We start from the raw sequence: 26751 nt of genomic DNA on the forward strand, positions 1-26751 counted from the left end.
GTTCTAAGTGAAAAACGCTGGCCTCGCCAGGATAAGCGAGTCGGTTATGACGATTCTATGAGAATACTCGGTATTGATCCAGGTTTGCGCATCACCGGTTTTGGCGTCATTGATAAGAAAAAACATGTGCTTACTTATGTAGCTAGTGGAGTAATCCGTACTGCAGATTCTAATTTGCCGAGCCGCTTAGGCACGATTTTTGATGGCGTAGCAATGCTGATCCGCAAGCACTGCCCAGATCAAGCCGCGGTCGAGAAGGTATTTGTTAGTATCAATCCGCAATCGACGCTGATGCTTGGGCAGGCGCGTGGAGCAGCGATTTGCGGACTTGTATCAGAGCGTGTACCGGTAACCGAATATGCTGCACTGCAACTCAAGAAAGCAGTCGTTGGCCATGGACGCGCGACCAAGAACCAAATGCAGCAGATGGTTGTCCGACTGCTAAACTTGAATGGTCTACCTGGCACCGATGCTGCCGACGCGCTCGGCATGGCAATTTGCCACGCAAACAGCGGAGCGGCAATCGATAGACTCGGCCTGCTCTCGGCGCTGGCATTGTCCAAAAAAAGCTATCGCCTGCGACGCGGCCGACTAATTGGTTAATCGAGTACAGTACTCAGCTGTAATACACTATACTTTCGCATTCGCTCTACATTGAGTCGCCATGATCGGCCGCATTACGGGCATTTTGATCGAGAAAAACCCACCATATCTGTTGCTTGACTGCAACGGTATAGGCTATGAGATCAATGTTCCAATGAGTACGTTCTACAACTTGCCGCACACCGGCGACACAGTTGTATTGCTAACCCAACTGATTGTGCGCGAAGACGCGCACCTCCTGTACGGCTTTCTCACAAGACTAGAACAACAAGCGTTTCGCGAACTACTTAAGATAAGTGGAATCGGGGCACGCATAGCGCTTGCCATACTCTCTGGGATGAGTGTGAGCGATCTTGCGCAGACCGTAACGTTGCAGAATACAGCTCGCTTAACACGGGTACCGGGTATTGGACAGAAAATCGCTGAACGTTTGTTGCTCGAGCTAAAAGGGAAATTAGACTCAAAAACTAGCACGGCTGCATTATCGGCTGACTGTGCTTCAGATATTCTACACGCCCTGCTCTCACTCGGCTATTCTGAAAAAGAAGCGCTTGCCGCAATCAAGAATGTTCCGTCCGGAATGAGTATCTCGGACGGAATCAAGTGCGCCTTAAGAGCTTTGTCAAAGGTATAAAAGTATAAGGCAAGCCTGAACGAGACGGGGCATAGCATAGCAACTAGAAACTCACTGTATCGCGGTATAATTGGCATATGATCGAAACAGAAAAACTTGGATCGAAGCGTGCCATTGCAGCAATTCCTGCAGCTCCTCATGAAGAAACGTTGGAACGAGCACTGCGTCCACGGTTCTTAGCCGAATATATTGGCCAAGAAAAAATTCGTGGGCAGCTTGAGATTTTTATTACAGCCGCAAAGCGCCGCTCGGAAGCACTCGATCATGTTCTGCTATTTTCCCCCCCGGGTTTAGGTAAAACCACACTTGCGCACATCGTCGCACGGGAAATGGGCGTTAACTTACGTCAAACGTCTGGGCCTGTTCTTGAGCGGCCCGGCGACCTAGCTGCTCTGCTAACTCACCTTGAAGTGAACGACTTACTGTTCATTGATGAGATTCATCGGTTATCTCCGGTCGTCGAGGAAATTCTCTATCCGGCGCTCGAAGATTATCAGATCGATATCATGATCGGCGAGGGACCGGCTGCGCGAAGCGTCAAGCTAGACCTACATCCATTTACACTTATAGGTGCTACTACTCGTGCCGGTATGCTTACTAACCCGTTGCGGGATCGATTTGGCATTGTTGCGCGCCTCGAATTCTATACTGTGCGTGAGCTAGCGCAAATCATAGAGCGCTCAGCTCACCTGCTCGGTACAAAGATCGACTCAGGAGGTGCATTAGAGATTGCACAGCGTTCGCGAGGCACGCCACGGATCGCGAACAGGCTGATGCGGCGCGTGCGAGATTATGCTGATGTCAAGGCTGACGGCTATATCACATCGATAACAGCAGATGCAGCGCTGGCGATGCTCGATGTCGATCCGATTGGTTTCGATTTGATAGATCGCAAGCTGCTGGAGTCGATTCTGCATAAGTTTGATGGCGGTCCCGTTGGGCTAGATAGCTTGGCTGCTGCGATCGGCGAGGAGCGTGATACAATTGAAGACGTGATTGAACCTTATCTAATCCAGCAAGGCTACCTTCATCGCACACCACGCGGACGCGTTGCAACACTGCTCGCTTACCGCCACTTCGGCCTTGCAACGCCAGATATAAGACTTATCCGCGATCTGTAAGGCGTTAAAAGTTAGCATTGCCCTAGTTCAGCATAGCCTTAGCATGCATCTATAGCTGGCTATATCGCAATAAACTATCGTGATTCATAATGAGGATACTTTTTTTAAAATATCGCAGCATAAAATTTTCAGAGCGCGGCTATTGCCGAGTTGCTAGTACCACTAAACGCTTATAGTTACGCGCGCAAATCGTCTCTTGCCAACCTGAACGATATATACGCCTTCTTCGAGCTTTAATCCCTTGTTGGTAATCGTCGTTCCATCAATCTTTACGCCAAACTGTTTGATATTACGCAGTGCCTCACTGGTGGAGGAAACCAGGCCCGTTTGTTTTAGTAATAGTCCAATTAGTAGTGGCGCACCACTCAACGTAATCTCTAAAATATTGTCAGGCACCCCCCCCTTCGCACGATGATTGAAATCCTCTAGCGCACGCTGCGCATCAGCCTGCGAGTGAAAACGAGCGACGATTTCTTGCGCGAGCAAGGCCTTGAACTTGCGCGGGTTTTGGCCGGCTTGTACCTTCCTCCTGAAATCTGCAATCTCCTCAATATTGCGGAACGAAAGCAGCTCAAAGTAATGCCACATTAGCGTGTCCGAGATACTCATTAGCTTGCCGAACATATCGGACGTCTTTTCGCTAATACCGACATAGTTGTTTTTAGACTTAGACATCTTATCGACGCCGTTTAGCCCTTCAAGTAGGGGCATCGTTAAGATGCACTGTGGCTCTTGACCATATTGTTTCTGCAGTTCGCGGCCCATTAAAAGATTAAACTTCTGATCGGTACCACCTAATTCAAGATCTGATTGAAGAGCGACCGAGTCATATCCTTGTATCAGTGGATATAAGAATTCATGAATAGAGATCGGAATGCCACCCTTAAACCGCTTGGTGAAGTCATCACGCTCAAGCATCCTCGCTACTGTATGACAAGACGCGAGCTTGATAATACCGTCAGCGCCTAACGGTATAGACCATTCGCTATTGTAGCGAATCTCGGTTTTTTCACAATCAAGCACTAGTGCAGCTTGTTCAAAGTACGTTTTTGAATTTACCTCAATTTGCTCGCGGGTCAGCGGTGGACGCGTCTGATTACGTCCGGACGGATCGCCGATCAACGATGTAAAGTCACCAATCAGGAAAATAACGGTATGACCTAGATTTTGCAGCTGGCGCATCTTGTTGAGCACTACGGTATGTCCAATATGGATGTCCGGCGCAGTTGGGTCAAGTCCGAGTTTAATGCGCAATGGTTTTCCGGTGCGCACACTTCTTGCCAGTTTTTGTGCAAATTCATGCTCGGTTAGCAACTCGCTGCAGCCATGACGTACTATCGTCAGCGCGGCGTGGACTTCATCGGTAATAGGCAAGCACGGCACAGCAATGCTGGACTTGGTACTCATTAGGTAAAAACTTTTTACGAAATTACTATCAAATGACGAGCGGCACGTCCATGCTCTTGACTCGCCGCACCTCACAACCCCACCTCTAATAACGTTCAAGACATTTACTTTTTCTTGTGCAAAAAACTAGATGTTATGTGATCACTGCTTGGTAGCATACAGTGATTATTTATTTTTATACTAAATTTATAGGCTTGAACATAATAATCTCACCTATTATCTTGTGTACTTCAGCAGCAATATCTGCGCTCACAATACCGGTATATTCGCTATACAAGTCAATGGCGCTCATCGGAAAGAAAATCATGATGCACAATTACGTACTCATAGTATAGCGCGTGATTTGTATAGCGAATATATAGTGGCTTATTAGCAGCTTTCGCGTCTGCAGCCGTGCCGTACTACAGTGAACAGCCGTATCCGTACTGATGATCCCATGCGGGCTTGCATTCTCTGGCGTACTCGAGAGCCGGTTTGCTAAAGCCATACAGTGCGCCAGCATGTTAAGTGGCTAGATCGATTAGTATCTAATGCGCCTCTAATTATGCACGCGCGACCAGGAACTTTTGCATAAGTAATGCTCTCAGTCTCTTCTGAGAGAAGTTATTTGAAATTCGATGCATCTTTATTTATGCACTCATGCCATCAAAATCAAACTATTTATACTATTAAACATATCAAAACTGAGGACTGACTGATAAGAAAATCGTGCACGGCGCCATAATCAATTATATTAGCGGGACCATCTTAGTTTATTTGCTTATACCATACTCTGCGACGCAGAACACTAGTGCACACTTTATCATAACAGAAAGCGAACATTTATTGATACTGCCTATAATTTTAGCAAATTTAAACGAATAGATACTATCGACGGATGATCATCTCTTTTAAAAAAACGATCTTAGATTTAAGTTGATATCTTTACGAGCTTTTTACTCAGCATTACCAAAAAAATCGCATCGCTGACACTGACATAGCTAGTGATGTAATTATCGAATATATATCGCACAACTTACTTTTTTACTCGTGTTCTGTTAGTTGCGAAATATTTAACGAACGTATCTACAACAGAAAACCATGCCTGTTTGAGTAGGATTTACGGCTGACTTATGTTATTAGAACAACTGTAGCAGTTAATGATTAAATCGACTTAATATAAAACGAATTTAAAAGCCATGAGGTATAGAGTTGATTAATTTACATTGATTAATTGATTTTAATACGTTTATTTATTTACACCGAAAATGAAGAGCCGCAACCGCAGGTAGTAGTTGCATTGGGGTTCTTGATCACGAATTGCGCACCATTTAAATCGTCTTTATAGTCGATTTCTGCACCTACTAAATACTGATAGCTCATTGGATCGATTAATAATTGGACGCCGCTCTTTTCTACTATAGTGTCATCTTCATTAATTACCTCATCAAACATAAAACCATACTGAAATCCAGAGCAACCTCCACCCTGTACAAAAACTCGTAGCTTCAGATTTAGATTTCCCTCTTCATCGATGAGTTGTTTGACTTTATCAGCGGCTGTGTCCGTGAAAATGAGCGAGGTCGGTATTTCAGTTATATTAGTATCGACTAAAAAATTCATCTGGTTTTCCAGGAATGCCTCAAATATTATTCAAGAACTTTTCTGAACATCACACTGCAGCATATCTTCAAATCATAAAATTTATGCAACTAAGCAAGTTTTGCACAAAAAACTGTGGACTAAACAATCCTGCAGTTTTTTGTATAACAGCACGCGCTTTTAATTAGTTGATCTGAACTACGCACCGCTTGCTTAGCGCTTTGAGAATTGCTTACGACGACGTGCCTTGTGTAAACCTACCTTCTTACGTTCGACTGTACGCGCATCGCGTGTCACAAATCCCGCATTTGATAGTCTTGGTTTTAGGGTTTTATCATAGTCAATCAGCGCACGGGTTATACCGTGACGTACGGCTCCAGCCTGGCCGGTTTCGCCACCGCCGATCACATTAACTTTGATATCAAACGTATTTGAGTGATCTACTAAATCTAATGACTGACGCACAATCATTAGCGACGTCTCACGCACAAAGTAATGAGCAATAGGTTTGTTGTTGACAATGATATTGCCACTACCGGCTTTAATAAATACACGTGCAACTGCACTCTTGCGGCGGCCAGTACCGTAGTTCCAATTTCCTATCATCTGACTAGCTCCTTAGATTTCAAGCGCTTTAGGTTGTTGCGCGGTATGCGGATGTGTTGCATCCGCATAGACCTTCAGCTTCTTGATCATCGCGTAGCCGAGCGGACCTTTTGGCAGCATGCCTTTAACGGCTTTCTCAAGCGGACGACCCGGAAAACGCTCCTGCATCTTGCCAAAGATAGTTTTATATATCCCACCAGGGTATCCCGAATGATAATAATACTTTTTATCAGTTGTCTTTCTGCCGGTTACCTTTATTTTGCCGGCATTAACAACGATGATGAAATCGCCGGTATCGACATGCGGAGTGAATTCTGGCTTGTGCTTACCGCGAAGGCGTTGTGCTACTTTGCTAGCAACACGGCCAAGTATTTTGTCCGTTGCGTCAATTACGTACCATTTGCGCTGTACCTCTTGGGCTTTGGCGGAAAACGTTTTCATGCTTGATCCAAATGAGATGCTTGGCCTGTCTGGGGTCTTGCCGGTATATGCGAATTACGGCACAGCGCAAGCCCTCTACTAATTTTTTCTTCGAGCATTTTCGGAAAATCTTAAAATTATAAAGAAAGTTTTAAGAAGAATGCTAACCCGGCTTTAATTTAGGCCACATTATCATCTTACTCAGAGTAATATTTGCGTGTTATTTATACAAATAAGAGAAAAAATTATGAACTGACTAAAAAAGTCATTATACCATACAACTTTCGCTAACAAGCTGCAAGAAAAATAAAAAATAGTATCTGAAGAAATTAATAGGTTAATGACTTTTATTATTTATTAGTCACTGCGACCTAAAAAATTGCTTTGCTTAACAACATTAGATAGCCGTAATAATTTCACGATGGTTCACGATTAGCCTAATTAATTCCAACGGAATGCTGTTTGTTTTATATTGTCTAATGCAAAGCTTAGCGATAGCACTCATACATGTGTTCGTTAGAGTGTAGGAGCATGTTTTAAACTCGAAAATGCAAATACCATGCAAAGCCCGCTTACTCAGAAAAGATACAGTCGCCTTCTAACTAAGATAGATATCGACTGTATAGCACTTTAGAAGACCCAAATAAAATTGGCATTATATTCAGCAGAATGATACCGCGTGGCGGAACTGATACCCTACAACGTACAACGTGGTAGGGTTCTCAAAAATTATCAGAGCATTAGCGCCTGTAATATCACACTACATGGTGGGTGGCTTAGATTTAAGCTAAGCCACCGTAGAGCATTGGTATTTATATAAGTTTATAAAAGCACATAGCAAGAAGTAAGACAAAGTAGGCTGATAAGCCGGATTCTGTGCGCATACCGGGGGGTTTTGCCCTGCATGCGTGACAGCCATTCCTCTAGGCGCGTCATTACTGACGCGCTCAAGCTTCCTACCCGCAAGTCAGGACGGGGCCCGTCCTTGCGCCTTGCTGCTAGCGCATGCTTGCCTACTCGGAATTGCTCCAGGTGGAGGTTACAGTGCCAGGTCTGCGTCACCGCAGCCGCGGTGCGCTCTTACCGCACCGTTTCACCCTTACCTGATCTCGGCTTTTTGCCGAGCCATCGGCGGTTTTTTTCTGTTGCCCTATTCCGCGTGTTGCCACGGATGGCTGTTAGCCATCACCCTGCCCTGTGGAGTCCGGACTTTCCTCGCTTCCCGCATTATCTGCGGAATTCGCGGCTGTCTAGTCTACTTTGTAGACTTTTATTATATCATGACTAGCTAATCCGCCCTGGTCTCTTCGGGAGACCAAAATATAAATAAAATATACGGATCTACGTTGATAGCCTACTAGGCTAGTGTGCCATATATAGTTCACCTTGAAAAGGTGGATTAACTATATAACTTAGAAAGTTCCACACTCTTTTATATGCTTCAATGGTACGAACTATAGTGGGCTATCGCTAATGTTGTGATCGATAAGTGCTGTGGCAACGACATATATCTATGTCGGTGTAGCGCTGTATTATGGGTGCATTACATCAGCTCAACTCAACTAGACAATTCTCATTTTGTTAGGTCAGGCGTTAGATGCACGAATATCTAGCATCTATTGTAAGCGTATCCCGTGGATATAGAGCAGCTCACAAGTCACAGTCGTGACGAAAAAATTGATCTACATACAGCCCCCATGTAGCGATATCATGGGTATTAATAGCTATCAATGCAGCTTCCAATGGAGTAATTCACCGACCTTAAATGACACTATAGTGGTACTGTCTGCGTCGATGTCCTCGGGCGACACCCAAGTCACACGCTCGAGCGTCACCGTGTCAGTAGCGCGTGGCAATTCATAAAAGTCAGCACCATGAAAGCTCGCAAAACCTTCTAACCTGCCTAGAGCACCGGCCTGATCAAAAGCCTGCGCGTATAACTCCAGCGCATACGGCGCCGTATAACAACCGGCGCAGCCACATGCGTGCTCTTTGAGGTTCTTCGGATGCGGTGCGCTATCAGTACCGAGGAAAAAGCGCGGATGACCCGAGGTAGCTGCCTCGACTAGTGCCAAGCGATGCTCTTCACGCTTAAGAACTGGCAAACAATAATAATGTGGGCGGATACCACCCACTAGAATCGCGTTGCGATTTAGGAGTAAATGATGAGCGGTAATCGTTGCACCAAGTGTGCCTGGCGCCGCATCTGCATCCCGAACATACTGCGCCGCGCTGAGCGTCGTGATGTGCTCGAACACTACCTTAAGCGAGGGGAAATCGCGCCTTAATGGCTCGAGCACGCGGTCGATAAATACTTTTTCCCGATCAAATATATCAATCGACGGATCCGTCACTTCGCCGTGCATCAGCAACGGTAAGCCATTTTTTTGCATTGCCTCTAGCGCAGCTGTGCAGTGATATAAATCTGTCACACCGGCTTTTGAATGGGTTGTTACACCAGTTAGATAAAGCTTCACGCCATATACAAAGCCGCTTTCTCGAGCCCGCAGGACTTCGTCTGGTGACATATTATCGGTTAAGTATAGTGTCATTAGTGGCTCGAACGCAGAGCCAGGACCGCACACGGGGCGTGCGGCAAGGATCCGATGCCGATAAGTGCCGGCCTGTGCGGTTGTGGTAACTGGTAGCTTCAGATTCGGCATTATGATAGCTCGGCCGAACTGCCGGGCAGTATATGGCAGAACAGCCTTAAGTATCGCTCCGTCACGCACGTGCAAATGCCAATCATCAGGGCGGGTTATAGTCAGTGCAGTTCTCGACGAATTAGCACAGAATTCAGCAGAATGGGACTGAAATGCATCCATATCGATCAACGGTTAAACGCATACCTCATGCGTTTAGGGGCTTACACACGTCCACATTATTGAACGTGCAGTAGTAAATATATGTATCGGCGATTCGGGATTTATTTCCTCCTCGAGCTTAGTGAGACTACTTTTTAGAGACATCATTGCAACAGACTATAAGTAATTTCGCGAAACATTGCGCGTTCACATTATCTGTAGACTACTAGTCTAAATTATGTGATGCATCACGGATGCGACCTCTAATGTATGGATTTTTTGTGGAGCATCACTGACTACTCTATCAATAAAATTGGGATAGTATTTCTCGATAATAAATCCTGTCGGCGTTCATTGATTACCTAGCGCTAGCCACTCTTTCATGGACCAAGCTATTGAAGAATAGATGCGCTCGTATTAAAAAATACAAGCTTAGTTAGTCAGCAAGCGAAACATCATCCATCATAAATTTGATAGCATAGTCCGGTTAACCGTATCAAGAATGGCTCGCTATATTTTTTTGCCGAAGATATTTATACGTATTTCTCCAGTCCTGCTCTTGCGCAACAACCGTTGGCACACAATATGTCGGCTAACATATATGCCGCCTACTGTCTTCAGCTCATTGGTAGCTGATAACTGCTAGGTGAGTCGAAGAGTAGGCATGGATCACGGATATAAGCCTCGCATCTCGCGCGCCATTAGGATGCGCTTGCATGCAATGCAATAAGCTGCGGTGCGTACGGACAGGTTATTCTCTTGAGCAACCTGCCAGACGCTAGCAAACGCTTCGCGCATTACGCGCTCCAGCCGATGATTGATCTCGTCTTCAGTCCAGAAAAAGCTGGAAAAGTCCTGCACCCATTCAAAGTAGGACACTGTGACACCACCAGCATTAGCGACTACGTCGGGGATTACTAGCACGTTGTTTTCGCGTAGAATATCATCAGCAATTGGTGTGGTTGGACCATTTGCCCCTTCAACTACAATCTTTGTTTGAATTCGCGATGCGTTCTGCTCGTTAATTTGGCCTTCAAGGGCAGCAGGAATAAGAATGTCGCTCTCGATATCCCAGAAATCATCGTTTCTAAGCGGCTCCGCACCGGCGAAACCAGCTATACCGCCCTGTATTGCAACATGCTCGATTAATGCATGCACATCGATACTAGAGGGCCTGTAGATCGTACCAGTATGGTCTTGGACCGCAATTAATTTCGCGCCCGCCTCGGCAAACAACCTCGCGGCAACTCCTCCAACGTTGCCAAAACCCTGAACAGCGACTCGGGCTGATGCGATATCTAATCGAATGCGCTGCGCCGCCTCGCAACCGACTGTGAACACCCCGCGCCCAGTTGCTTCACGTCGACCTAGAGAGCCACCTAGTGAGATAGGCTTTCCTGTTACCACGCCCGTTGCTGTGTGACCAATGTTCATCGAGTACGTGTCCATCATCCATGCCATCACCTGCTCATTCGTGTTAACATCGGTTGCTGGAATATCGGTATTTGGTCCAATAATAATACTAATTTCGCTCGTATACCGGCGCGTGATTCGCTCGAGCTCACTGTGCGATAGCTTGCGCGGGTCAACGCGAATTCCGCCTTTCGCTCCACCATATGGCACATTAACCGCCGCATTTTTTATCGACATCCATGCGGATAGCGCCATCACCTCAGAGAGCGTTACGTCTTGGTGATACCGTACACCGCCCTTTCCAGGTCCTCGCGATGTGTTGTGCTGAACCCGGTAGCCCTCAAAATGAGCGGTCGTGCCGTTGTCCATCTCAATTGGTACGTCGACAACCAAGATGCGCTTAGGGCGCTTAAGCGTCTCGATCCAGCGTGAAAGCGAGCCTAGGTACGGCGCAACACGATCGATTTGCTGTAAGTATGAGTCCCACGGACCGAGTAAATCGGCATGTAAGTAGGAAGGCAAGGCGTGTTGGGAAGGCATTGGTGTATCATTCAAAGCGGTTTGCTGCGCGGACATGAATGGTCCTCTTCGGTCAAGAAGGCCGCCATTGTGAGAAAGCGGCAAAACTAAATCCAATGCCGAATTATCATGCTTTATGCTTTTTTTGCATAAAGTGCGCGCGGCGAAAGCGGCAAGTTGAGTACTCGCTATGGCATCGCCGTCTTCGGAATCGGCCTCGTGCTAGTTAAGCGCCGGCAGTTAACCTAGTGGCCAGGTGCCACACTGTGTCTACTAGCTTGCCATGTGCTTCATCTCTATATGCTGCTAGTTTGTCACGATACAATTGGACCTCCATTTTAAGTATCAACCGATCCGCAGCCTTGCCCTGCGTCATTGGCTTTCTTGAATATACCTCACGGTACCTTCATAGTAGAAGGCGATCTCGTGGGCAGGTCAGCATATTAATGCTGACGAAATACCGGTAGCTCTAATATTTCATGAGATTTTATATGCTGTAATGATACACATCGCCGAAAAACGTGGTTTGACTTTCAGTCAACATAAAGTTGACTGAAAGAGTTTCGTCTTCATGAGACAAGATCTATTATATCAATATAATAATATACGATTAGATCCTATTAATAGGCTGAATCCTACCACTCATCAAGATGCCATTGCCATTTACATCGCCGAAGAATAGAACAGAAAGTATCATGCGGTGTCTATAGCACGCTCTGCTGGGTGTTAGATAGCGCTGGAAGATACAATAGCACTAAATGTGCTCATCAAATATCTACACTTCCCTGTGAAGATGCATTCGATGGTTTTATCTTCTTATGCAGTGCAGTCATCTATAAACTAATAGAAAAATTCTTATGCTGTTAGTGTGCCAATGTAAGAAACTATCTCCGCACGGACTGCGATCGACGTTGCAGTCATCACTAAAGTTAGTATTTAACCACCCTGAGTAGTGCGTCAGCAACGCTGACGCACATAAGCACAGCGAGCTAAGACCCTTGAGCGGCACCATACAACATGGTGAGTCGCTTTATACTGAGAATCACTATTTCTCATGCTTGATTGCTACCTACCCTCAGCTGAGGGTGCGATGGCTAGATTTTGCTATCTACAAATCACCATTCTCTGCGCGACGCGCTAACGCGATAAGTAATATCACTAGCACACATGATCTGTGATCGACACAGAATATATATGTTTCAGGCGCGAACTGCACATTCGGCCTGACCAGCCCTCATAGGGCGATAACAGATCCATAGATTCTATGTATATTATCTCTAATAGCAACGCGCAACTAAGCTTGTAGTGGCCACTAGCCAGCATCGTTATAGACTTGCATTAAATTCCGATAGTGTGAGCCAATAATTACCGTGCTATGTTGACATCGAGTCGCCCCGGCAACTGTCGGATCGCATCGCGATTGAATGATGAGAAACAAAGCGATACGGCGTCTCGATAGGGTAGCTACGTATGTTCAACATGCTTGTCTAGTGATTGAATGATACGCATGATTTTTGGTATGCAGAGGCTAAACCAGTAGTGAAGATTGAGCTTCACGCCGGACGTAATAATGATGTCGCTATTGCGGATAGATCTTATATGTGACAGCATAGTGACTAATTCAACAGCGCGTCGGCGCCGGCATCTGCACTGTTCCGACCGCAATACCGGTTTCCTCGCACACTTCACGTGCCCGCTGTTAGCGCTAGCGGCTCAGCGAAAATATCTATCGAACCAATAATGGTTACTACCAATAGGGATGATCAGCACGTTTTATGACTAGAATAAATCGCTATACTAAAACTGATTTCGGTCTTAAATAACCCAGACAAGGACAACCCCTGCACTACACGTTGTACTACATGTTACCCGGTCCGGGGTTTTGCAACCCGAATGTGCAGGTCGCACAATTGACGCTGATCGACCTCGCTAGGCGCTTTCGTGAGTAAACACTGTGCACGTTGGGTTTTCGGGAACGCGATTACATCACGAATCGAATCCGAGCCAGCCATCATGGTAACAATCCGGTCCAAGCCAAAGGCAATACCACCGTGTGGCGGCGCGCCATATTGCAACGCATCAAGTAGGAAACCAAACTTTGCGCGCACCTCTTCAGAACTAATCCTCATAACACGGAACACCCGTCTCTGCACATCTTCACGATAGATGCGAACTGAGCCTCCGCCGATTTCCCAGCCGTTGCATACCATGTCGTACGCCTTAGCAAGACAGCGACCCGGATCAACCTCTAGATACTCAAGATGTTCGTCCTTTGGACTAGTAAAAGGATGATGTGCGGAAACCCAACGATTTTCCTCGTCATTGTACTCAAACATTGGGAAATCAATAATCCATATCGGCTTCCACCCTTCTTCGAATACCCCGGCACTACGACCGAGTTCTGAGTAGCCAATTTTTAGCCGGAGAGCTCCGAGGCTGTCGTTGACTATTTTAGAACGGTCTGCGCCAAAAAAAATGATGTCACCATTCTGTGCGCCAGTACGATCGAGGATCGCTGAAATAGACGAATTATCTAAATTTTTTGTGATAGGACTTTGCAGGCCGGATCGTCCTTTAGAGACTTCGTTAACCTTAATCCACGCAAGCCCTTTTGCGCCATAGATGTGTACGAAGCGTGTATAATTATCGATATCGTTACGCGTCAACTTTGCTCCATCGGGCACACGCAGCGCGGCAACACGGCCGTCTCTCGAATTCGCTGGCACGCTAAAAACCTTAAAATTCACTCCCTTCATAACGTCGGTTAGTTCAGTGAACTCTAACTTCACGCGCAAATCGGGCTTGTCTGAGCCGAATCGGTGCATCACTTCGGCATGCCGCATAATCGGAAATGGATTTACAAGCTGGACGTTAATCGTCGCCTTAAACACATGACGAATCATCTCTTCGAACAGGTTTCGGATCTCCTGCTCATTTAGGAATGATGTCTCGCAGTCGATCTGCGTAAACTCTGGCTGCCGGTCAGCGCGCAGATCCTCGTCACGAAAGCACTTAGTTATTTGATAATATCGATCAAAGTTAGCCACCATTAGTAGCTGCTTAAATAGCTGCGGCGATTGCGGCAACGCGAAAAACATCTCTGCGTTTATGCGTGACGGTACTAGATAATCGCGTGCGCCTTCCGGCGTACTCTTCGTGAGTACTGGCGTCTCAATATCGATGAACCCCTGCTTGTCTAGGTACTTACGAGACTCCATGGCGACATGGTAGCGCAGACGCAGATTGTATTGCATCTGTGGTCGGCGCAGGTCTAGTACACGATGTATCAGACGTGTAGTCTCAGACAAGTTTTCGTCATCTAGTTGAAACGGCGGCGTTATCGATTTATTAAGTATTATCAGCTCATGACATGATACCTCAATCCAACCACTAGTAATATGTGCGTTATAAGCGCCCTCCGGGCGCATCCGTACAATGCCAACTACACGTACGCAGAACTCATGCCGCACCTCTTCAGCGGTCTTAAACATATCCGGCCGGTCCGGATCACATACCACTTGCACCAATCCTTCTCGGTCACGTAGATCGATAAAGATAATGCCTCCATGGTCGCGACGCTGATGTACCCAGCCACACAAGGACACTGATTGATTGAGCAGCTTCTCACTCACCAAACCACAATATTCAGATCTCATCGATATGATGTTCATTTTTTATTAGTCAAAATATGCACCAGCATCCAACCGGAATTACTATGCCCATCAACACAATATAATTCAATAGCGGCGTCTGCTGCCACGTCAAGGCTACACTATCCCTGTTTCTTGGTATTATGAGTAGTAATATCCAAGATAGTGTGTGGTTAAAGTTCAGTATGATTACTATCTAGACATTTACTACCCACAGTTCAAGTAGTTAGCAACATCGCCCGTTAAAAATAGAGTTAAACAGTAGTCAAAGACGGTCTGTCTCATCAAGTACCGAGCTAAAAAAGATTACATACAAACGCCAGCAATTAGAGGCACACCCACAAGCCAATCAGGCAAAGTCCGAAGAGTCCGAAGACGCGCCATAGCTGCCATCTTGCTAGCAGCAATAGGAGCGTAATTAGTTCATCATGTCGACTTCGGCATGCTTAACTCATAAAACAATTCTATCGGCACAAATATTGGGACTAGCAGCCCTATCAGGAATACGACCTTCTCTGTCTTCTTCGTTGCTGTGGCTTTATTAGATCACAGCTCAGGTAGACGCGCCTACGCTGGACAAGTCCAGCACAGTAGATGCGCCAGCATCGCCTACTTCCTTCTCGTCATTCTCAGACTTATTATTATGTTCCGGGTTACTGTCGCGGAAATCAAGCGTGTACCAGCCAGAGCCTTTTAGCAGGAATCCCGGGGCTACGATGACCTGCTTTCGCCGATGCCCTGCTGCTTTCGCAACGCCTCGCATCCGCACTCAGAACACTGGTTCAACGGTGCATCGCTGAGTTTTTGCAACCCCCCCCTCTTTCTAAAAAACGAAGGACTCACAACGATATGTATAAACCGGCCGGTATATAAAAAATCTTTTAAAGCCTTAAATGACAAGCAGGAATATTTGTTTGTATACACTATCGTATGGTTTATACAACACTTATGTTGGCGAACGCCGATATCACAAGTAGCGCGTCGGCGGAGCCCTTTGAGCGTCAAACCAATAGAAAAAATTAGCGAGATAATGCGCCAAGCCGTATGCATGCTGCTATTTAACCGAAAATTAGTTTGATATTAAGCACAGCAGAAAGCGTTTATGTACTTAATACGGCTTTAAATGAAGCGCAAAACTCGAGGTAGTCCCCCGCTGCACAAAACATGCTTGCAGCCGCCGGACGATCAAGTTTGTCAGGCGCATCGGAGACTGCTATCACTGAGAAGTCGAAATCGATGCAGTCAGGCTCTGATCTAGCACTCGGCGTATCACATAAATAATTTAACACTTCGGCATTTCTTATTTTAGGAAAAGCCCACCTTCTTATGAAGAACTGCCGCTAAGTAATTTTATTAGACTACTCCGATACAAGATTTGATATTACCCAGAGAAGACAACCCAAAATAAGCCATTAGTGCGCCCGCGCCAACTGCCCCCCCGAATATCATTAGACCTTGTAGTAAATAGTTTGTTCGTCGCTGCCCAGCTAATATCCGCCGTATTAAATACTCAATCGTACGTGGAGGATGATTATAATCTGCGGACAACACATGATGGATCAAGCGTGGTACTTGTGGCAGAGTTTTGCTCCATTGGGGAGATTCGATCTTTAGCCGCTCTACCCAGCCACGCCAACCTATTTGATCGTTCATCCAACGTTCGAGATACGGCTTAGCTGTCCCCCACAAATCGAGCTCTGGGTCAAGATCACGGCCCAGACCCTCGACGTTGAGCATCGTTTTTTGTAGCAGTACTAATTGCGGTTGGATCTCGACGTTAAAACGTCTTGATGTCGAGAATAGGCGCATCAGTACTTGCCCAAGAGAAATATCTCTTAGTGCCCGGTCGAAATAGGGTTCGCATACTGAGCGAATCGCGCTCTCTAGTTCTTCGACCCGTGTTCGCGAAGGCACCCACCCAGATTCCAGGTGCAATGTCGCAACCCGGTGATAATCGCGCTTAAAAAACGCAAGGAGATTCTGCGCTAGATAGTTTTTATCGAAATCTGACAGCACGCCGATGATACCGAAGTCGAGTGCAATATAATAGCCTAAGTGGTCCGGGTCAAGGCTAACCTGGATATTGCCGGGGTGCATATCTGCATGAAAGAACCCATCCCGAAACACCTGCGTAAAGAAGATCTCTACACCTTGCCGTGCAAGTTTCGTGATATCAATGCCGGCGGAGCGTAACCTATCTACCTGGTTGATTGGCACACCGGTCATCCACTCCATTACCATCACCGTTGATGTACAATACTCCCAGTATATCTCTGGGACCATCAGAAGATCTGGTGCAGAAAAGTTGCGGCGTAGCTGGCTCGCGTTCGCTGCTTCTCGCATTAGATCTAACTCATCATGTAGATACTTGTCAAACTCCTCTACAACCTCACGGGGCCGTAGACGCTTTCCATCAACCCATAGTCGCTCCGTCCAACGCGCAATGTCACGCAATAGCGCAAGATCGGAGTCAATAATCGGCAGCATGCCGGGGCGTAGCACCTTGATCGCCACAGGTTTACCAACGTGGATGCCGCTTTTTAAGCGCGCGAAGTGCACTTGTGAAATCGAAGCGCTAGCTACTGGCACTAGTTCAAACGCATCGAATAGTACATCGATTGGTTTGCCCAACGCCTTCTCAATCAATGCAATAGCTACCGCAGAATCGAATGGTGGAACTTGGTTCTGTAGCTTCGCGAGTTCGGTTGTGATATCTATTGGCAATAGATCGCGCCGAGTAGATAGAACCTGCCCAAACTTCACGAAGATCGGGCCGAGGCTTTCCAGAGCTAAGCGTAGCCGCTGATTTCGAGGAATCAGGATCGGACGCCCAAGCATCATTACACGTACCAGAAACTTTACGCGCCAATCTGTAATATGCCCCAGTATCACTTCGTCAAGTCCGAAGTGATACACCGTAAATAATATTTTAAATAAGCGCAGGATTCTCATGGGCAAGCACAGATCAGTGCTGCAGATCATCGGCCGAAGAAGAATGTATCCCCGTAAATAACAGGGCAGTGCTAACATGTATTGCAATACCGCATTTAATGCCTCTCTCGATTTGAGAGAGCGTATCGCACACTAGTTCATTGCCAAATTTCTTGCATTTCTGGAGATAGACTAGCTGTAGATTCTCGTCAAATAAGTATTTTGACAACAAACCGATTAAGTTTCGTCTATCGCGATACGTGTGATCCGAGAAAACCCGCACTACGGACAATATGAGATATGCGATTATATCGCCCACTAAACGTGCGAGATTTGCCTCCGAATCCCAGCGAAAATACTTCGCGAACAACGCAATTAGCGCTATGAATTCCACATCACTATGACTCTGCACGTAGAGCGCCGCCTGCTTACCAGCAGCGACCGCAGACAATGCCTTCAACGGTATCGTGATTGTTGTGTGGGCTGTTGAGAGGATAAGTGCGTTCGGCATTTCGCTCCCTTCCTCATCACGCGATTCGCTGGATGAAGCTGATGCTAGCACAGTAGCCATCCCAGCAGGCAGTCTCTGCAGCACAGAGACTGTGCTATTTTCCTGTACAACCCACTCTAGGACGGCTGTAGGCAACAAAATCCATACTTTTTCCGCGTACGGAAGTAAAAATTCACGTGCCCACGATGTGTGGATCAATAAATAATTAACGATAGCAATGAAAGACTTAGCAACAATGGTTGTTGTCACAGAAAAAAAGCCCGAGTAAACGACGCTCGTGCAGGCTGTTATCATAAGTCTCTTACGGTACTTTAACTGCTCTGCTAGGTTTTTTAGCCGGATTAACAAGACGGTTGTTGGATGCCAGCCAGCATCCAACCCTCACCGCTTTGGACGTTTCGGCTCAAGTTCCATATTTCCACAAATGGTTCGGCCGCAGCACCTCGAGCCTCGCGTATTAGACCATGAAATCGCACTGACGCCACATACTCGTTGCTGCCACGACTCTCAACGCTGACTAGATCAGCATTTAAGTGCACTATATCGGTGTGGTTTTCACCATTTCGAGAATCGAGATCTATCTTAATCTCAGCAAGCATTTCAGGTGTCGTTAACGCGCAAATATCGGCAATATTTCCAGCGTCCCAGGCTGCCTGCAGCCGCACAAACGCTATCTTTGTCTGGTGCATAAACGCATCAGCGTCGAAGCCAGCTGGCACCGTAGTAGCGTTTAGCACCCCAAGATTCGGGGAAATGCAAGTCTCCTGACTATCAGGCGCAATGCTGACCTGGCCAATTTCGCCTGTCGTAGGCGAACGCACTCCCGAATTATATGGGTGTGGCAACGTCCTAGAAGAAAGCTCAAAACCCTTATATGCATAAGGAGTAATAGGACGCGCGTTGCGATTTGAAAACTTGCGAAACAGCCATAGACCGACAAGCGCAATCACGGCAATTAGCAGCACGTTGAGCATGCTGGCTAATATACCGCTAAATCCAAAATGGGATAATAACGCTGCCAATCCAAGACCAGAAGCTAATCCTACAAGCGGCCCAAGCCAATTACGCTTAGGCTGGGCTGCCGTTGGTGGAATTTGCCCGTGGCTCGGTTGCGCACCCTCTAACAGAGCACCCAGCCGAGGAGTATGCGTTTTCACGGGCTGTGTTAACTGCTGTGTGATATGCGACTGCCTACCGATCGAGCGACCTCCGGCTATGCGCTTTGCATTGGCATCAAATGCACTGAATAAGCCAATCATCAATAAGCCAGCTGTTACTATTGCATAGAAACAGTGACAGATTCGCATGCTCTTGCGCGGTGCAACCATAGCAAGAAAATTGGCGGGATAACTAAAGTAGGACTGGGCAGACATCGGATCTCCTGGACGGTCACGAGTATTTAGTGGCGACATGCAGTGTAACAACGCCATCTGTTAGATTGTAATATCTGACTCCGTCTAGTCCGGCTTTTTCCATTATTATTTTTATCGTGTCCGGATTTCCGGGTGCATCTGAATCGACTCGGCTAAGTATCGATAACCGTCTGGATTACGTGCCACTTTTCGCCCAGTCACGGCAGTACTTGAATAAATATAGGCTGTAGAAGTTTTTCAGCGGTTTCCACACTTTAGAGAACTCTAGCGCTAGTAGCTGGCCTCCAAACTTAAGGACACTGTGAATTTCCGCAAGCGCACCCTCTTTATGCGTCATGTTATGCAAACTGAATAGATACTCTCTATATCAAAGTAATCATCAGTAAACGGAATGTTTTCTGCGTTGCAGAATAGCGTTGGTGTGATGACACCTTCATCGAGCAATCGGTCACGTCCGATCTGGAGCATTGACTCGTTTATGTCAGCGTACCATACCTGCCCCAGACCCTTCTTCCTACTTGGCAAATGCTTTAGCTAAGTTGCCTGTACCACTAACTAGATCTAACATACTGTATCTAGGACGCACCCCAACCTAGGCGATAGCAAAAGCTTTCCATATATGATAGAGTTGGCCGGATATCAGATTATTCATCAGTTCATAGTGTAAGGCTACAGCATAGAACACTCCAGCGACCTTATGTGCCTTCTTGCCTTTATCAACAGTCCGATACCTGAAGTGAGTTTATGTCATGATGATAGTTCCTTGCGTGAAAGCGCGCGGCATACGCCGCAGTAATACATTTATATAAGGGTATCCGGTGGTATGATTATTGCATTCCACTTTACTCCATTAGCACCTTGCGGTTCATCCCGACATTTATCAGATGGTTGCCCACTTAAACACGCAGCCCTACTGAAGTTATCGGGTTGTATCGTATTGTGGTTAAACTGGCACAATAGACACGATTTGCACGTCCACCATACCGCGGTGTATTGCTCTAATAAAACCTATACATATCAATAATACGGTAGCTTAGAAATATCTAATTAGATCTATGATCAGCTAGCTACTCATGGTAGATCACGCATAAGGTGGGAGCTGTTTTGATATACAGACATAGTTGTTCATGCCAATATTCTCAGCTTTTGTACTGTTGAGTGCTGCGCTTCAGCGGTAGCCATGGCTGAACCACTACGGTACGCGCTTCCTACAGAGGCTTATAGCTGCTCGAGCTTACTAAAAGATTCGCTATAGATTCTGTAATCTACGCTCAGTTTAGCGGACGCACGGGGATATGCAGTACTTAATTTTATACCCGTCTAAGCGTCACGCCACTACGACGAACAGACATACAACGCGCTAATTAGTTATATCAGTTACGGACAATATACGGAAAAAGCTTATCAAAGCGGATACATCTTTTTTTCTAGTATCATCACTTACGTATTAGGTGGTATTACAGTGCAACAATCTACCAAAACCTCGTTTTAATAATCTTTATAGTGCGGAGTTCAACTTAGATGTTGCTAAATATCTGATATAACATTCTAGTCACATATCTAGCACACTAATCGGCACGTGTTAATATCGAGACAGTATACAGCCATGCAACACCTTTAGACAATTCTGAGTCGTTGATCTACGGCACATAATATTACTGAAGTTCAACCCTGGAATCGCTAACTCTTGAATCGCTGATGGTGAGCACGTGACGAACAAGCGCACATCTTCATCGATATTCAGACCTAACATTGCGATGAGTCATAGAAAATCCATAGATTTTTGTTAAACACAGCTATCCTGTTATCACGCTCACTAGCGACGGACTGGCAAGGTACTACGCTCGATTGTAGAGGTGCCATCTGTTCGCTGCTGGCTCGTGATGAGCGCCTCTGCCTATACTCATTCGAGTTGCCGGAGCATGTTGGTGTATTGCGGTAGTTCTACTATTAACGACGACAAACTAGATAGAGTATAGCCAATTCTATTGCTGTAATAGCAAGCAGTGACTGAAGAGACTCGATTTCAGTGGTTACTTACAGCGCTCAGGATATTCTGATTCAGATGAAATGACCAATTCAGCGCAGAACTGTTCTTTAATTTAGTCCAAGAAATAATATGACATCCAACCAATTCATTTTAGGAAAAAAAGTAGGCTATTCCCAGTCGTATAACCGCAAGCTGTTGTTCCCGATCGAGCGCCGACATAGTCGCAACGCCATTGGCATTCCAGTAATTCTGCCATTCTTTGGCACAGATATCTGGAATGCGTACGAGCTTTCTTGGCTAAACAAGCGCGGTAAGCCACAAATCGCTCTGGCGACGTTCCACATACCAGCAGAATCACCCAACATTATTGAATCTAAATCGTTTAAGTTATATCTAGGGTCGTTTGCTAAAACACGTATTGCATCAATTGATGTATTGCGTGAGACAATCCACCGTGACGTCTGCGCAAGCGTGAATGCAAACGTGTCAGTACAGATTATACCGCCGGACGAGTTCGTGACGCCAGTGATAAACCAGCGGGCGCGTACGTCGCTGGACCGGTTGGATCTAGATACCGATATTTATATGCCTGACCCATCACTGCTAAGTGTGAATTCCTGTCAGGCGCCTATTAATGAAACAGTGTTCTCAGATCTATTGAAGTCTAATTGCCCGGTAACCGGGCAACCGGACTGGGGCAGTATACAAATCCAGTATGTTGGCCCGCCGATCGACCACGCTAGCTTATTGCGCTACATAGTGTCATACCGCGATCACACCGCGTTTCATGAGCAATGCGTAGAACATATCTTTATTGATATCCAGCGCGTATGCAAACCGATTAAACTAGCTGTTTATGCGCGCTATACACGTCGCGGTGGCCTGGATATTAACCCATTCCGCACTAATTTCCATCTACCTTTTCCGGACAACACGCGAACCGTGCGCCAATAAACTTGTATGGAAGTTACTTTATATAACAAGTTATCGTATGCATACCGTGTTGCAATGGACTCATTCATTAACTAGACCTGTAAAAATAGCCTGCCTAATATAGGCGTACCAGCATACGAGGCGCCACTTAAGAAAGGTCAAGTGATTGTATCATATCAACCTATAATCAAACCTTACTAATGAGATGACTAAAGTACTCGCATCTTGTCTTGTGTCTGTACGGCAGGCGAACTGCGTGAAATTTCCGAGACACTTTAGCTACCAGCTAACATAGATCGATTGGAGCTTAACCGCTCCACGAGCAGATTTTGCGACAGTCTCGGTTCGCCGTTCACAATATTATTACTACTCATTTCTGCTTGATAAGCTATATGTAGTTTTAGGGTGCTAGCAGGATTTGCTATGAGGCAATGCTAAACTGAGATGCAACTCAAACACATAAGCCATCCGATTATTTAAATGTCTGTCACCCCGCATGCTTATACATTGAGCTAGCTAGCGAATTGCTGTCGATTAGTACCTATATGCTGTGATTCTAACTAGACTCGTACAGATCCCCTAGAAGATCTGGAGGCCACTAAATCCGAAAGGTCAATGTCATCGGTATTCTATGTTGGAAATCATGATGGGGTCTCCCATGCCCTTCGGGGCATGTCGTATCCCTACCCTGTTTTCGTCAATACCTCACTAATTTCTAAGGATCGCCCTAAAGATCACAGTATCAGTATGCTCGACATTAGAGCTCAGCAACGCTGAGCAAAGCTATCTTTGGTGACGGTCTCTGAAAAACGATACGATATAAATTAAGGTTTAAACCAATTTCTTTCCTACATCTATTAAAAATCGGACGCTAAATACACGAGAACTGCCCTGTTTTTCGAAGGCAAATACTATAAATGTAGATCTATCCGAGAGGAACAGTATCACCTATAAAAGTAGCGCTATTATATTTTTTGAATGATTGAAACCGGTCAATTAGCTACGATCCTATATCACCTCTCCATGATTGGTAGGAATCATGGATATTCCCTATTGCATCAAGTTACTAATCATCAGTCAATTAAAACAAGGCTGTGCTACACACCAGTAATCAAAAACCTAAAACCATCAGGGTTTCAGGTTTTTTTGTTTATATAGGAGAAAAGTCATTATTCAGAATGGAATATCATCATCCATATCGTCGAATCCACTACTAGTGGGTGCTCCTGGAGCGTTCGGGCTGGCAACTGTACTCTGGCGAGCCCCCCCGGAACCACCGCCTTTGCCCTGCAGAGACCCACTGAGAGCACTGCTGCTACCAAGGTCATTGCCAGCTGAGCCACTCCGTCCACCTAACAGCTGCATGTTGTCCACAACGATTTCAGTCGAGTAACGGTCCTGGCCGCTCTGATCTTGCCATTTCCTCGTTCGAAGACGTCCCTCAAGGTATACAGGCGAGCCTTTCTTTAAAAATTCAGCAGCGATCTCCGCTAAACGACCGAAGAATACAACACGGTGCCACTCAGTTAGCTCCTTGAATGCACCCGATGCTTTGTCTTTATACCGGTCTGTTGTTGCCAGACGAATATTAGTTACCGCATCTCCGCTTGGCAGATAGCGCGTTTCAGGGTCGGCGCCGAGATTTCCAACGAGAATTACTTTATTGACCGATGCCATATTTGTACTGTTCTCCAGTTTTTCGATATGCGTTACACGAAGAGTCAGATGCATGGTCAATGCGTCACTCCCGCATCTAGGTGGGCGGTAGCACCTTCATCGGGTTCGGCAATGATAAGCTATGTGAGAACACTAGCACAGAATAAGCTGCACGTACTGAAGCATCGATATTCGGATCGAGAAACTCACTGAATGTTGCTACTCGCCGCAAGACTAGACGCCTGCATTATATTATAGACACCAATTGTAGTGTTTTTATATATTTCAGGTACAGAGCCTAGTTAACAATGACGACTGCGATGCTTTATCATATTGAGCCCAGTCAAGTCGATAAATAAAATAGTAGATATTGCTATCGACATATGTTCTGCCCTGGAAAGCGCAAGTTTTTGATTAGACAAGTGACGATTCCCGAAAGCATCTCGGCTTTCATCTAACAGCGCCTCTTGGCTATGATAACTGCGGGCACTTTTACTATACAAAGAGTGGCACAATCGAAAAAATACACTTTCTAATGCCACATAACCGGCAGCTTCTGGATCCTACTAGGATCTGCGGCATGGCGACAAACAGTACAGGCTTGTCTGCGCGTATTATAAACACGCTGTAGTGTCTCCTTAGAAGTGCACTGTGATGCAGCACTTTTTAGGTAGCACGCTTATAACCTGGAATCAGATGTGACGCTGGATCAGGCGCGATTTACAGAACTACTACCATCGAAAACATAGACAGTACGAATATTGTTGTAAACAGGTCTTTTATACTAATTGTCGCATACAGCACCGGCGCGTCAATAACTCATGTTACTGTCTTTATACAGCGGTAATCGCTTATTAGGTCAGTGATCGGTGCGAGTACGGCTGAGGAAATTGCATTTGTGCCTTACAGTGTAGAAAGCGGGCGATAATCTAGTGAATATTATCCACAAACGCGGCACCGTAGGCCCTAAGTTGAAAGGGTTGCCAACCTAACGTTGATTAACGCTTTGCACCCGATTCAGTCGCATTAGTCGCATCATTGCCCGTAAAAATATACAATAATGCCCGCATCACAACGCAGATACCTAGCACGAAATCGAGCATGTATAACGAAAACTGACGCAAGCGAGACGGTTGCACACAGCCGCCTCGTGCATATTTGCGAAAGAGATCTTCAGGTGAGCGAAAAGCCTGCTGTGCAATGCTAGATTGCACTTCTAAACATTAAGACTGGATGGCACGAATCAAGAAACAGCTGACATGATTAGAAAAGAAATCGTCGTACACTTATTTCCTAAATAACGTCTCGGACGTGATTACCTATTACCAAAGCGCAGCACAGACATTCGCTGTCGGGAAGCGAAACACAGTGCATTCGTCTTTCAGAATAGATTGGCTGAGGCTGCTCGGTGGCCTTCATCTTCTAGATAAGCTGTCGATCAAGTCTGTATTAGCGCAACAATGCGCTAGATTAATCAAGGCATTGAAATGCCTGCGCGATCTAGGTAACTTAATCATTGTTGTGGCTAGTATTTTTACTGCAGTAGTATGTACTGGATCAACATTAGCCGAACATCCTATAAGACTACGGAAACAATTTAAAGTATGTGAGATAGATTTTCTGATGGATGTACTCACCTGCGTAGCTAGTAAGTCAAGTTTGGGAAAGTCTATGCTAATTAACGATACGCATGTACTATGCGACCGCATACTATTTGTATAGCGTAGTGACTAAAGCCACTATGTGTGGTGTCACGCTGGAAGCAGCATTTGGATCAAATGTGAGCGACATTGGCTAGTCGCCGATCGGCATACGCCACGCTCAAACCCAGCTATCTACACCCACCGTCTTAGTTTGCGTTAATACGCGAGTGATTCACTAGTGTACCGGTGGCCGAGAAACGCGTCTATAATCTGAGACGGTTTTTGTTTGACATTACAGGTCACAAGTAAACCGCTACCATTTGCGTCAAGGCGACGGTGAACTAAAAGTAGAGATGCACTTTTTAACCGATGCTTATGTTCTATATGATTATCAGAGTAAGCGGTACAATCTGGAGACGCTAGAAATTAGTATAAGGGCTGCAGCATTAGCACGGTGTCGACAAGCTATAAAATATACGTGTAAGCTCTTCGCAACGCTTAGTAGTAGCAGTAACACGCAAGCTTAAGATGCTGCTGAATATTGGACTGGATATATCTAGATTAACCAGTCCGCGACTTCATAATCTCTCGGAGAATCATAACAAATTAAACTTTCTCTGGAACTGAGTAAACGTGATCTCACGCTTAATATCTTAGATAAGCCAATAACCCAGTCTGTACTTGCACAACATCGCACTGCTACTAGCAGGTGTTTACCGCATGCTGGATTATAGAAATACGATTGTCCTTATCGAAGACAATCTAGATGTAGTCAAGATGGGTAATAATCTTGTCACTCTCGTACCGAATAGTCAGACGCACTAGCAGTGGTCGTGCTATTGCGCAGGACGCGCCCGAAAATATGGCAATCATCTAAGCAAAACTTTAGTAGACAGTTCCTAGAGCCCCCCCGATCAACGCACGGTAGGTTCTATAGAACTCATATATACATTACG

Annotated in this window: 18 protein-coding genes, 1 other RNA gene and 2 pseudogenes; 4 read left to right on the forward strand and 17 right to left on the reverse strand. The window is 45.9% G+C overall.

Annotated features, from left to right (window positions below; all coding sequences use genetic code 11):
• Positions 1-57 precede the first annotated feature (57 nt).
• The 3 genes from ruvC (at position 58) to ruvB (ending at position 2358) form a co-directional block, all read left to right on the forward strand.
• Positions 58-603 carry a crossover junction endodeoxyribonuclease RuvC gene (gene ruvC / locus GJV44_RS03680; protein ID WP_226806388.1) on the forward strand — a complete coding sequence of 182 codons (546 nt, stop codon included), beginning with the start codon at positions 58-60 and terminating at the stop codon, positions 601-603.
• A gap of 61 nt (positions 604-664) precedes the next feature.
• Positions 665-1237 carry a Holliday junction branch migration protein RuvA gene (gene ruvA / locus GJV44_RS03685; RefSeq protein WP_226806389.1) on the forward strand — a complete coding sequence of 191 codons (573 nt, stop codon included), beginning with the start codon at positions 665-667 and terminating at the stop codon, positions 1235-1237.
• Positions 1238-1314: 77 nt separating this feature from the next.
• On the forward strand, positions 1315-2358 hold the full coding sequence (ruvB, locus tag GJV44_RS03690; RefSeq protein WP_226806390.1) for a Holliday junction branch migration DNA helicase RuvB: 1044 nt from the start codon (positions 1315-1317) through the stop codon (positions 2356-2358).
• A gap of 162 nt (positions 2359-2520) precedes the next feature.
• On the opposite strand, the gene tyrS is transcribed toward ruvB, so the two are convergent.
• The 15 genes and pseudogenes from tyrS to GJV44_RS04575 form a co-directional block, all read right to left on the reverse strand.
• Positions 2521-3765 (reverse strand): tyrosine--tRNA ligase, encoded by a 1245-nt coding sequence (gene tyrS, locus GJV44_RS03695; RefSeq protein ID WP_226806391.1) that lies wholly within the window; start codon positions 3763-3765, stop codon positions 2521-2523.
• 1236 nt (positions 3766-5001) lie between these two features.
• Complete coding sequence (erpA, locus tag GJV44_RS03700; RefSeq protein ID WP_226806392.1) at positions 5002-5367, reverse strand: iron-sulfur cluster insertion protein ErpA; 366 nt, start codon at positions 5365-5367, stop codon at positions 5002-5004.
• Between the two features lie 192 nt (positions 5368-5559).
• On the reverse strand, positions 5560-5952 hold the full coding sequence (gene rpsI / locus GJV44_RS03705; RefSeq protein WP_226806393.1) for a 30S ribosomal protein S9: 393 nt from the start codon (positions 5950-5952) through the stop codon (positions 5560-5562).
• 12 nt (positions 5953-5964) lie between these two features.
• Positions 5965-6393 carry a 50S ribosomal protein L13 gene (gene rplM / locus GJV44_RS03710; RefSeq protein ID WP_226806394.1) on the reverse strand — a complete coding sequence of 143 codons (429 nt, stop codon included), beginning with the start codon at positions 6391-6393 and terminating at the stop codon, positions 5965-5967.
• Positions 6394-7219: 826 nt separating this feature from the next.
• Positions 7220-7634: RNase P RNA component class A (rnpB, locus tag GJV44_RS03715), an RNA gene on the reverse strand.
• Between the two features lie 465 nt (positions 7635-8099).
• Positions 8100-9197: a dihydroorotase gene (gene pyrC / locus GJV44_RS03720; protein ID WP_226806395.1), complete on the reverse strand. Its 1098-nt coding sequence runs from the start codon at positions 9195-9197 to the stop codon at positions 8100-8102.
• Between the two features lie 648 nt (positions 9198-9845).
• A complete protein-coding gene (locus GJV44_RS03725; protein WP_226806396.1) occupies positions 9846-11165 on the reverse strand; it encodes a Glu/Leu/Phe/Val family dehydrogenase in 1320 nt (439 codons plus the stop codon).
• 1808 nt (positions 11166-12973) lie between these two features.
• Positions 12974-14770: an aspartate--tRNA ligase gene (gene aspS / locus GJV44_RS03730; protein ID WP_226806913.1), complete on the reverse strand. Its 1797-nt coding sequence runs from the start codon at positions 14768-14770 to the stop codon at positions 12974-12976.
• 541 nt (positions 14771-15311) lie between these two features.
• Positions 15312-15521: an FmdB family zinc ribbon protein gene (locus GJV44_RS04560; RefSeq protein WP_420885743.1), complete on the reverse strand. Its 210-nt coding sequence runs from the start codon at positions 15519-15521 to the stop codon at positions 15312-15314.
• Between the two features lie 590 nt (positions 15522-16111).
• A complete protein-coding gene (gene ubiB, locus GJV44_RS03740) occupies positions 16112-17710 on the reverse strand; it encodes a ubiquinone biosynthesis regulatory protein kinase UbiB (RefSeq protein WP_226806397.1) in 1599 nt (532 codons plus the stop codon).
• Positions 17711-17723: 13 nt separating this feature from the next.
• On the reverse strand, positions 17724-18494 hold the full coding sequence (locus GJV44_RS03745) for a sterol-binding protein (protein ID WP_226806398.1): 771 nt from the start codon (positions 18492-18494) through the stop codon (positions 17724-17726).
• A 47-nt stretch (positions 18495-18541) separates the two neighbouring features.
• Positions 18542-19612 carry a Tim44 domain-containing protein gene (locus GJV44_RS03750; protein WP_226806399.1) on the reverse strand — a complete coding sequence of 357 codons (1071 nt, stop codon included), beginning with the start codon at positions 19610-19612 and terminating at the stop codon, positions 18542-18544.
• Positions 19590-19910 (reverse strand): annotated as a pseudogene (locus tag GJV44_RS04565) (class I SAM-dependent methyltransferase). The gene GJV44_RS03750 and the pseudogene GJV44_RS04565 overlap by 23 nt, the downstream one beginning before the upstream one ends.
• Entirely contained in the window at positions 19907-20041 is a 135-nt protein-coding gene (locus GJV44_RS04570) for a hypothetical protein (protein ID WP_420885756.1), read from the reverse strand. Before GJV44_RS04570 ends, GJV44_RS04565 begins: the two are co-directional and overlap by 4 nt.
• A 124-nt stretch (positions 20042-20165) precedes the next feature.
• Positions 20166-20270 (reverse strand): annotated as a pseudogene (locus tag GJV44_RS04575) (class I SAM-dependent methyltransferase); the annotation flags it as partial.
• 1422 nt (positions 20271-21692) lie between these two features.
• Between GJV44_RS04575 and queF the strand changes: the two are divergent.
• A complete protein-coding gene (gene queF, locus GJV44_RS03760; RefSeq protein WP_226806400.1) occupies positions 21693-22517 on the forward strand; it encodes an NADPH-dependent 7-cyano-7-deazaguanine reductase QueF in 825 nt (274 codons plus the stop codon).
• Positions 22518-23669: 1152 nt separating this feature from the next.
• Here the strand turns inward: queF and GJV44_RS03765 are convergent.
• Positions 23670-24173: a single-stranded DNA-binding protein gene (locus GJV44_RS03765; protein WP_226806914.1), complete on the reverse strand. Its 504-nt coding sequence runs from the start codon at positions 24171-24173 to the stop codon at positions 23670-23672.
• Positions 24174-25150: 977 nt separating this feature from the next.
• Positions 25151-25366, reverse strand: a complete 216-nt coding sequence (locus GJV44_RS03770; protein ID WP_226806401.1) for a hypothetical protein — start codon at positions 25364-25366, stop codon at positions 25151-25153.
• Positions 25367-26751 lie beyond the last annotated feature (1385 nt).

Origin of the sequence: Candidatus Vallotiella adelgis, assembly GCF_020541305.1 — a bacterium.
GTDB classification, from domain to species: domain Bacteria; phylum Pseudomonadota; class Gammaproteobacteria; order Burkholderiales; family Burkholderiaceae; genus Mycetohabitans; species Mycetohabitans adelgis.

Bases quoted from the DNA above. Each gene is read 5' to 3' on its own strand.
- rplM (WP_226806394.1), bottom strand. From the start codon at position 6,393: ATGAAAACGTTTTCCGCCAAAGCCCAAGAGGTACAGCGCAAATGGTAC.
- GJV44_RS03745 (WP_226806398.1), bottom strand. From the start codon at position 18,494: ATGATAACAGCCTGCACGAGCGTCGTTTACTCGGGCTTTTTTTCTGTG.
- tyrS (WP_226806391.1), bottom strand. From the start codon at position 3,765: ATGAGTACCAAGTCCAGCATTGCTGTGCCGTGCTTGCCTATTACCGAT.
- erpA (WP_226806392.1), bottom strand. From the start codon at position 5,367: ATGAATTTTTTAGTCGATACTAATATAACTGAAATACCGACCTCGCTC.
- ruvB (WP_226806390.1), top strand. From the start codon at position 1,315: ATGATCGAAACAGAAAAACTTGGATCGAAGCGTGCCATTGCAGCAATT.
- pyrC (WP_226806395.1), bottom strand. From the start codon at position 9,197: ATGGATGCATTTCAGTCCCATTCTGCTGAATTCTGTGCTAATTCGTCG.
- GJV44_RS03750 (WP_226806399.1), bottom strand. From the start codon at position 19,612: ATGTCGCCACTAAATACTCGTGACCGTCCAGGAGATCCGATGTCTGCC.
- GJV44_RS03765 (WP_226806914.1), bottom strand. From the start codon at position 24,173: ATGGCATCGGTCAATAAAGTAATTCTCGTTGGAAATCTCGGCGCCGAC.
- ubiB (WP_226806397.1), bottom strand. From the start codon at position 17,710: ATGAGAATCCTGCGCTTATTTAAAATATTATTTACGGTGTATCACTTC.
- queF (WP_226806400.1), top strand. From the start codon at position 21,693: ATGACATCCAACCAATTCATTTTAGGAAAAAAAGTAGGCTATTCCCAG.
- rpsI (WP_226806393.1), bottom strand. From the start codon at position 5,952: ATGATAGGAAATTGGAACTACGGTACTGGCCGCCGCAAGAGTGCAGTT.
- GJV44_RS04560 (WP_420885743.1), bottom strand. From the start codon at position 15,521: ATGCGAGGCGTTGCGAAAGCAGCAGGGCATCGGCGAAAGCAGGTCATC.
- GJV44_RS03725 (WP_226806396.1), bottom strand. From the start codon at position 11,165: ATGTCCGCGCAGCAAACCGCTTTGAATGATACACCAATGCCTTCCCAA.
- ruvC (WP_226806388.1), top strand. From the start codon at position 58: ATGAGAATACTCGGTATTGATCCAGGTTTGCGCATCACCGGTTTTGGC.
- GJV44_RS04570 (WP_420885756.1), bottom strand. From the start codon at position 20,041: ATGCTCCAGATCGGACGTGACCGATTGCTCGATGAAGGTGTCATCACA.
- ruvA (WP_226806389.1), top strand. From the start codon at position 665: ATGATCGGCCGCATTACGGGCATTTTGATCGAGAAAAACCCACCATAT.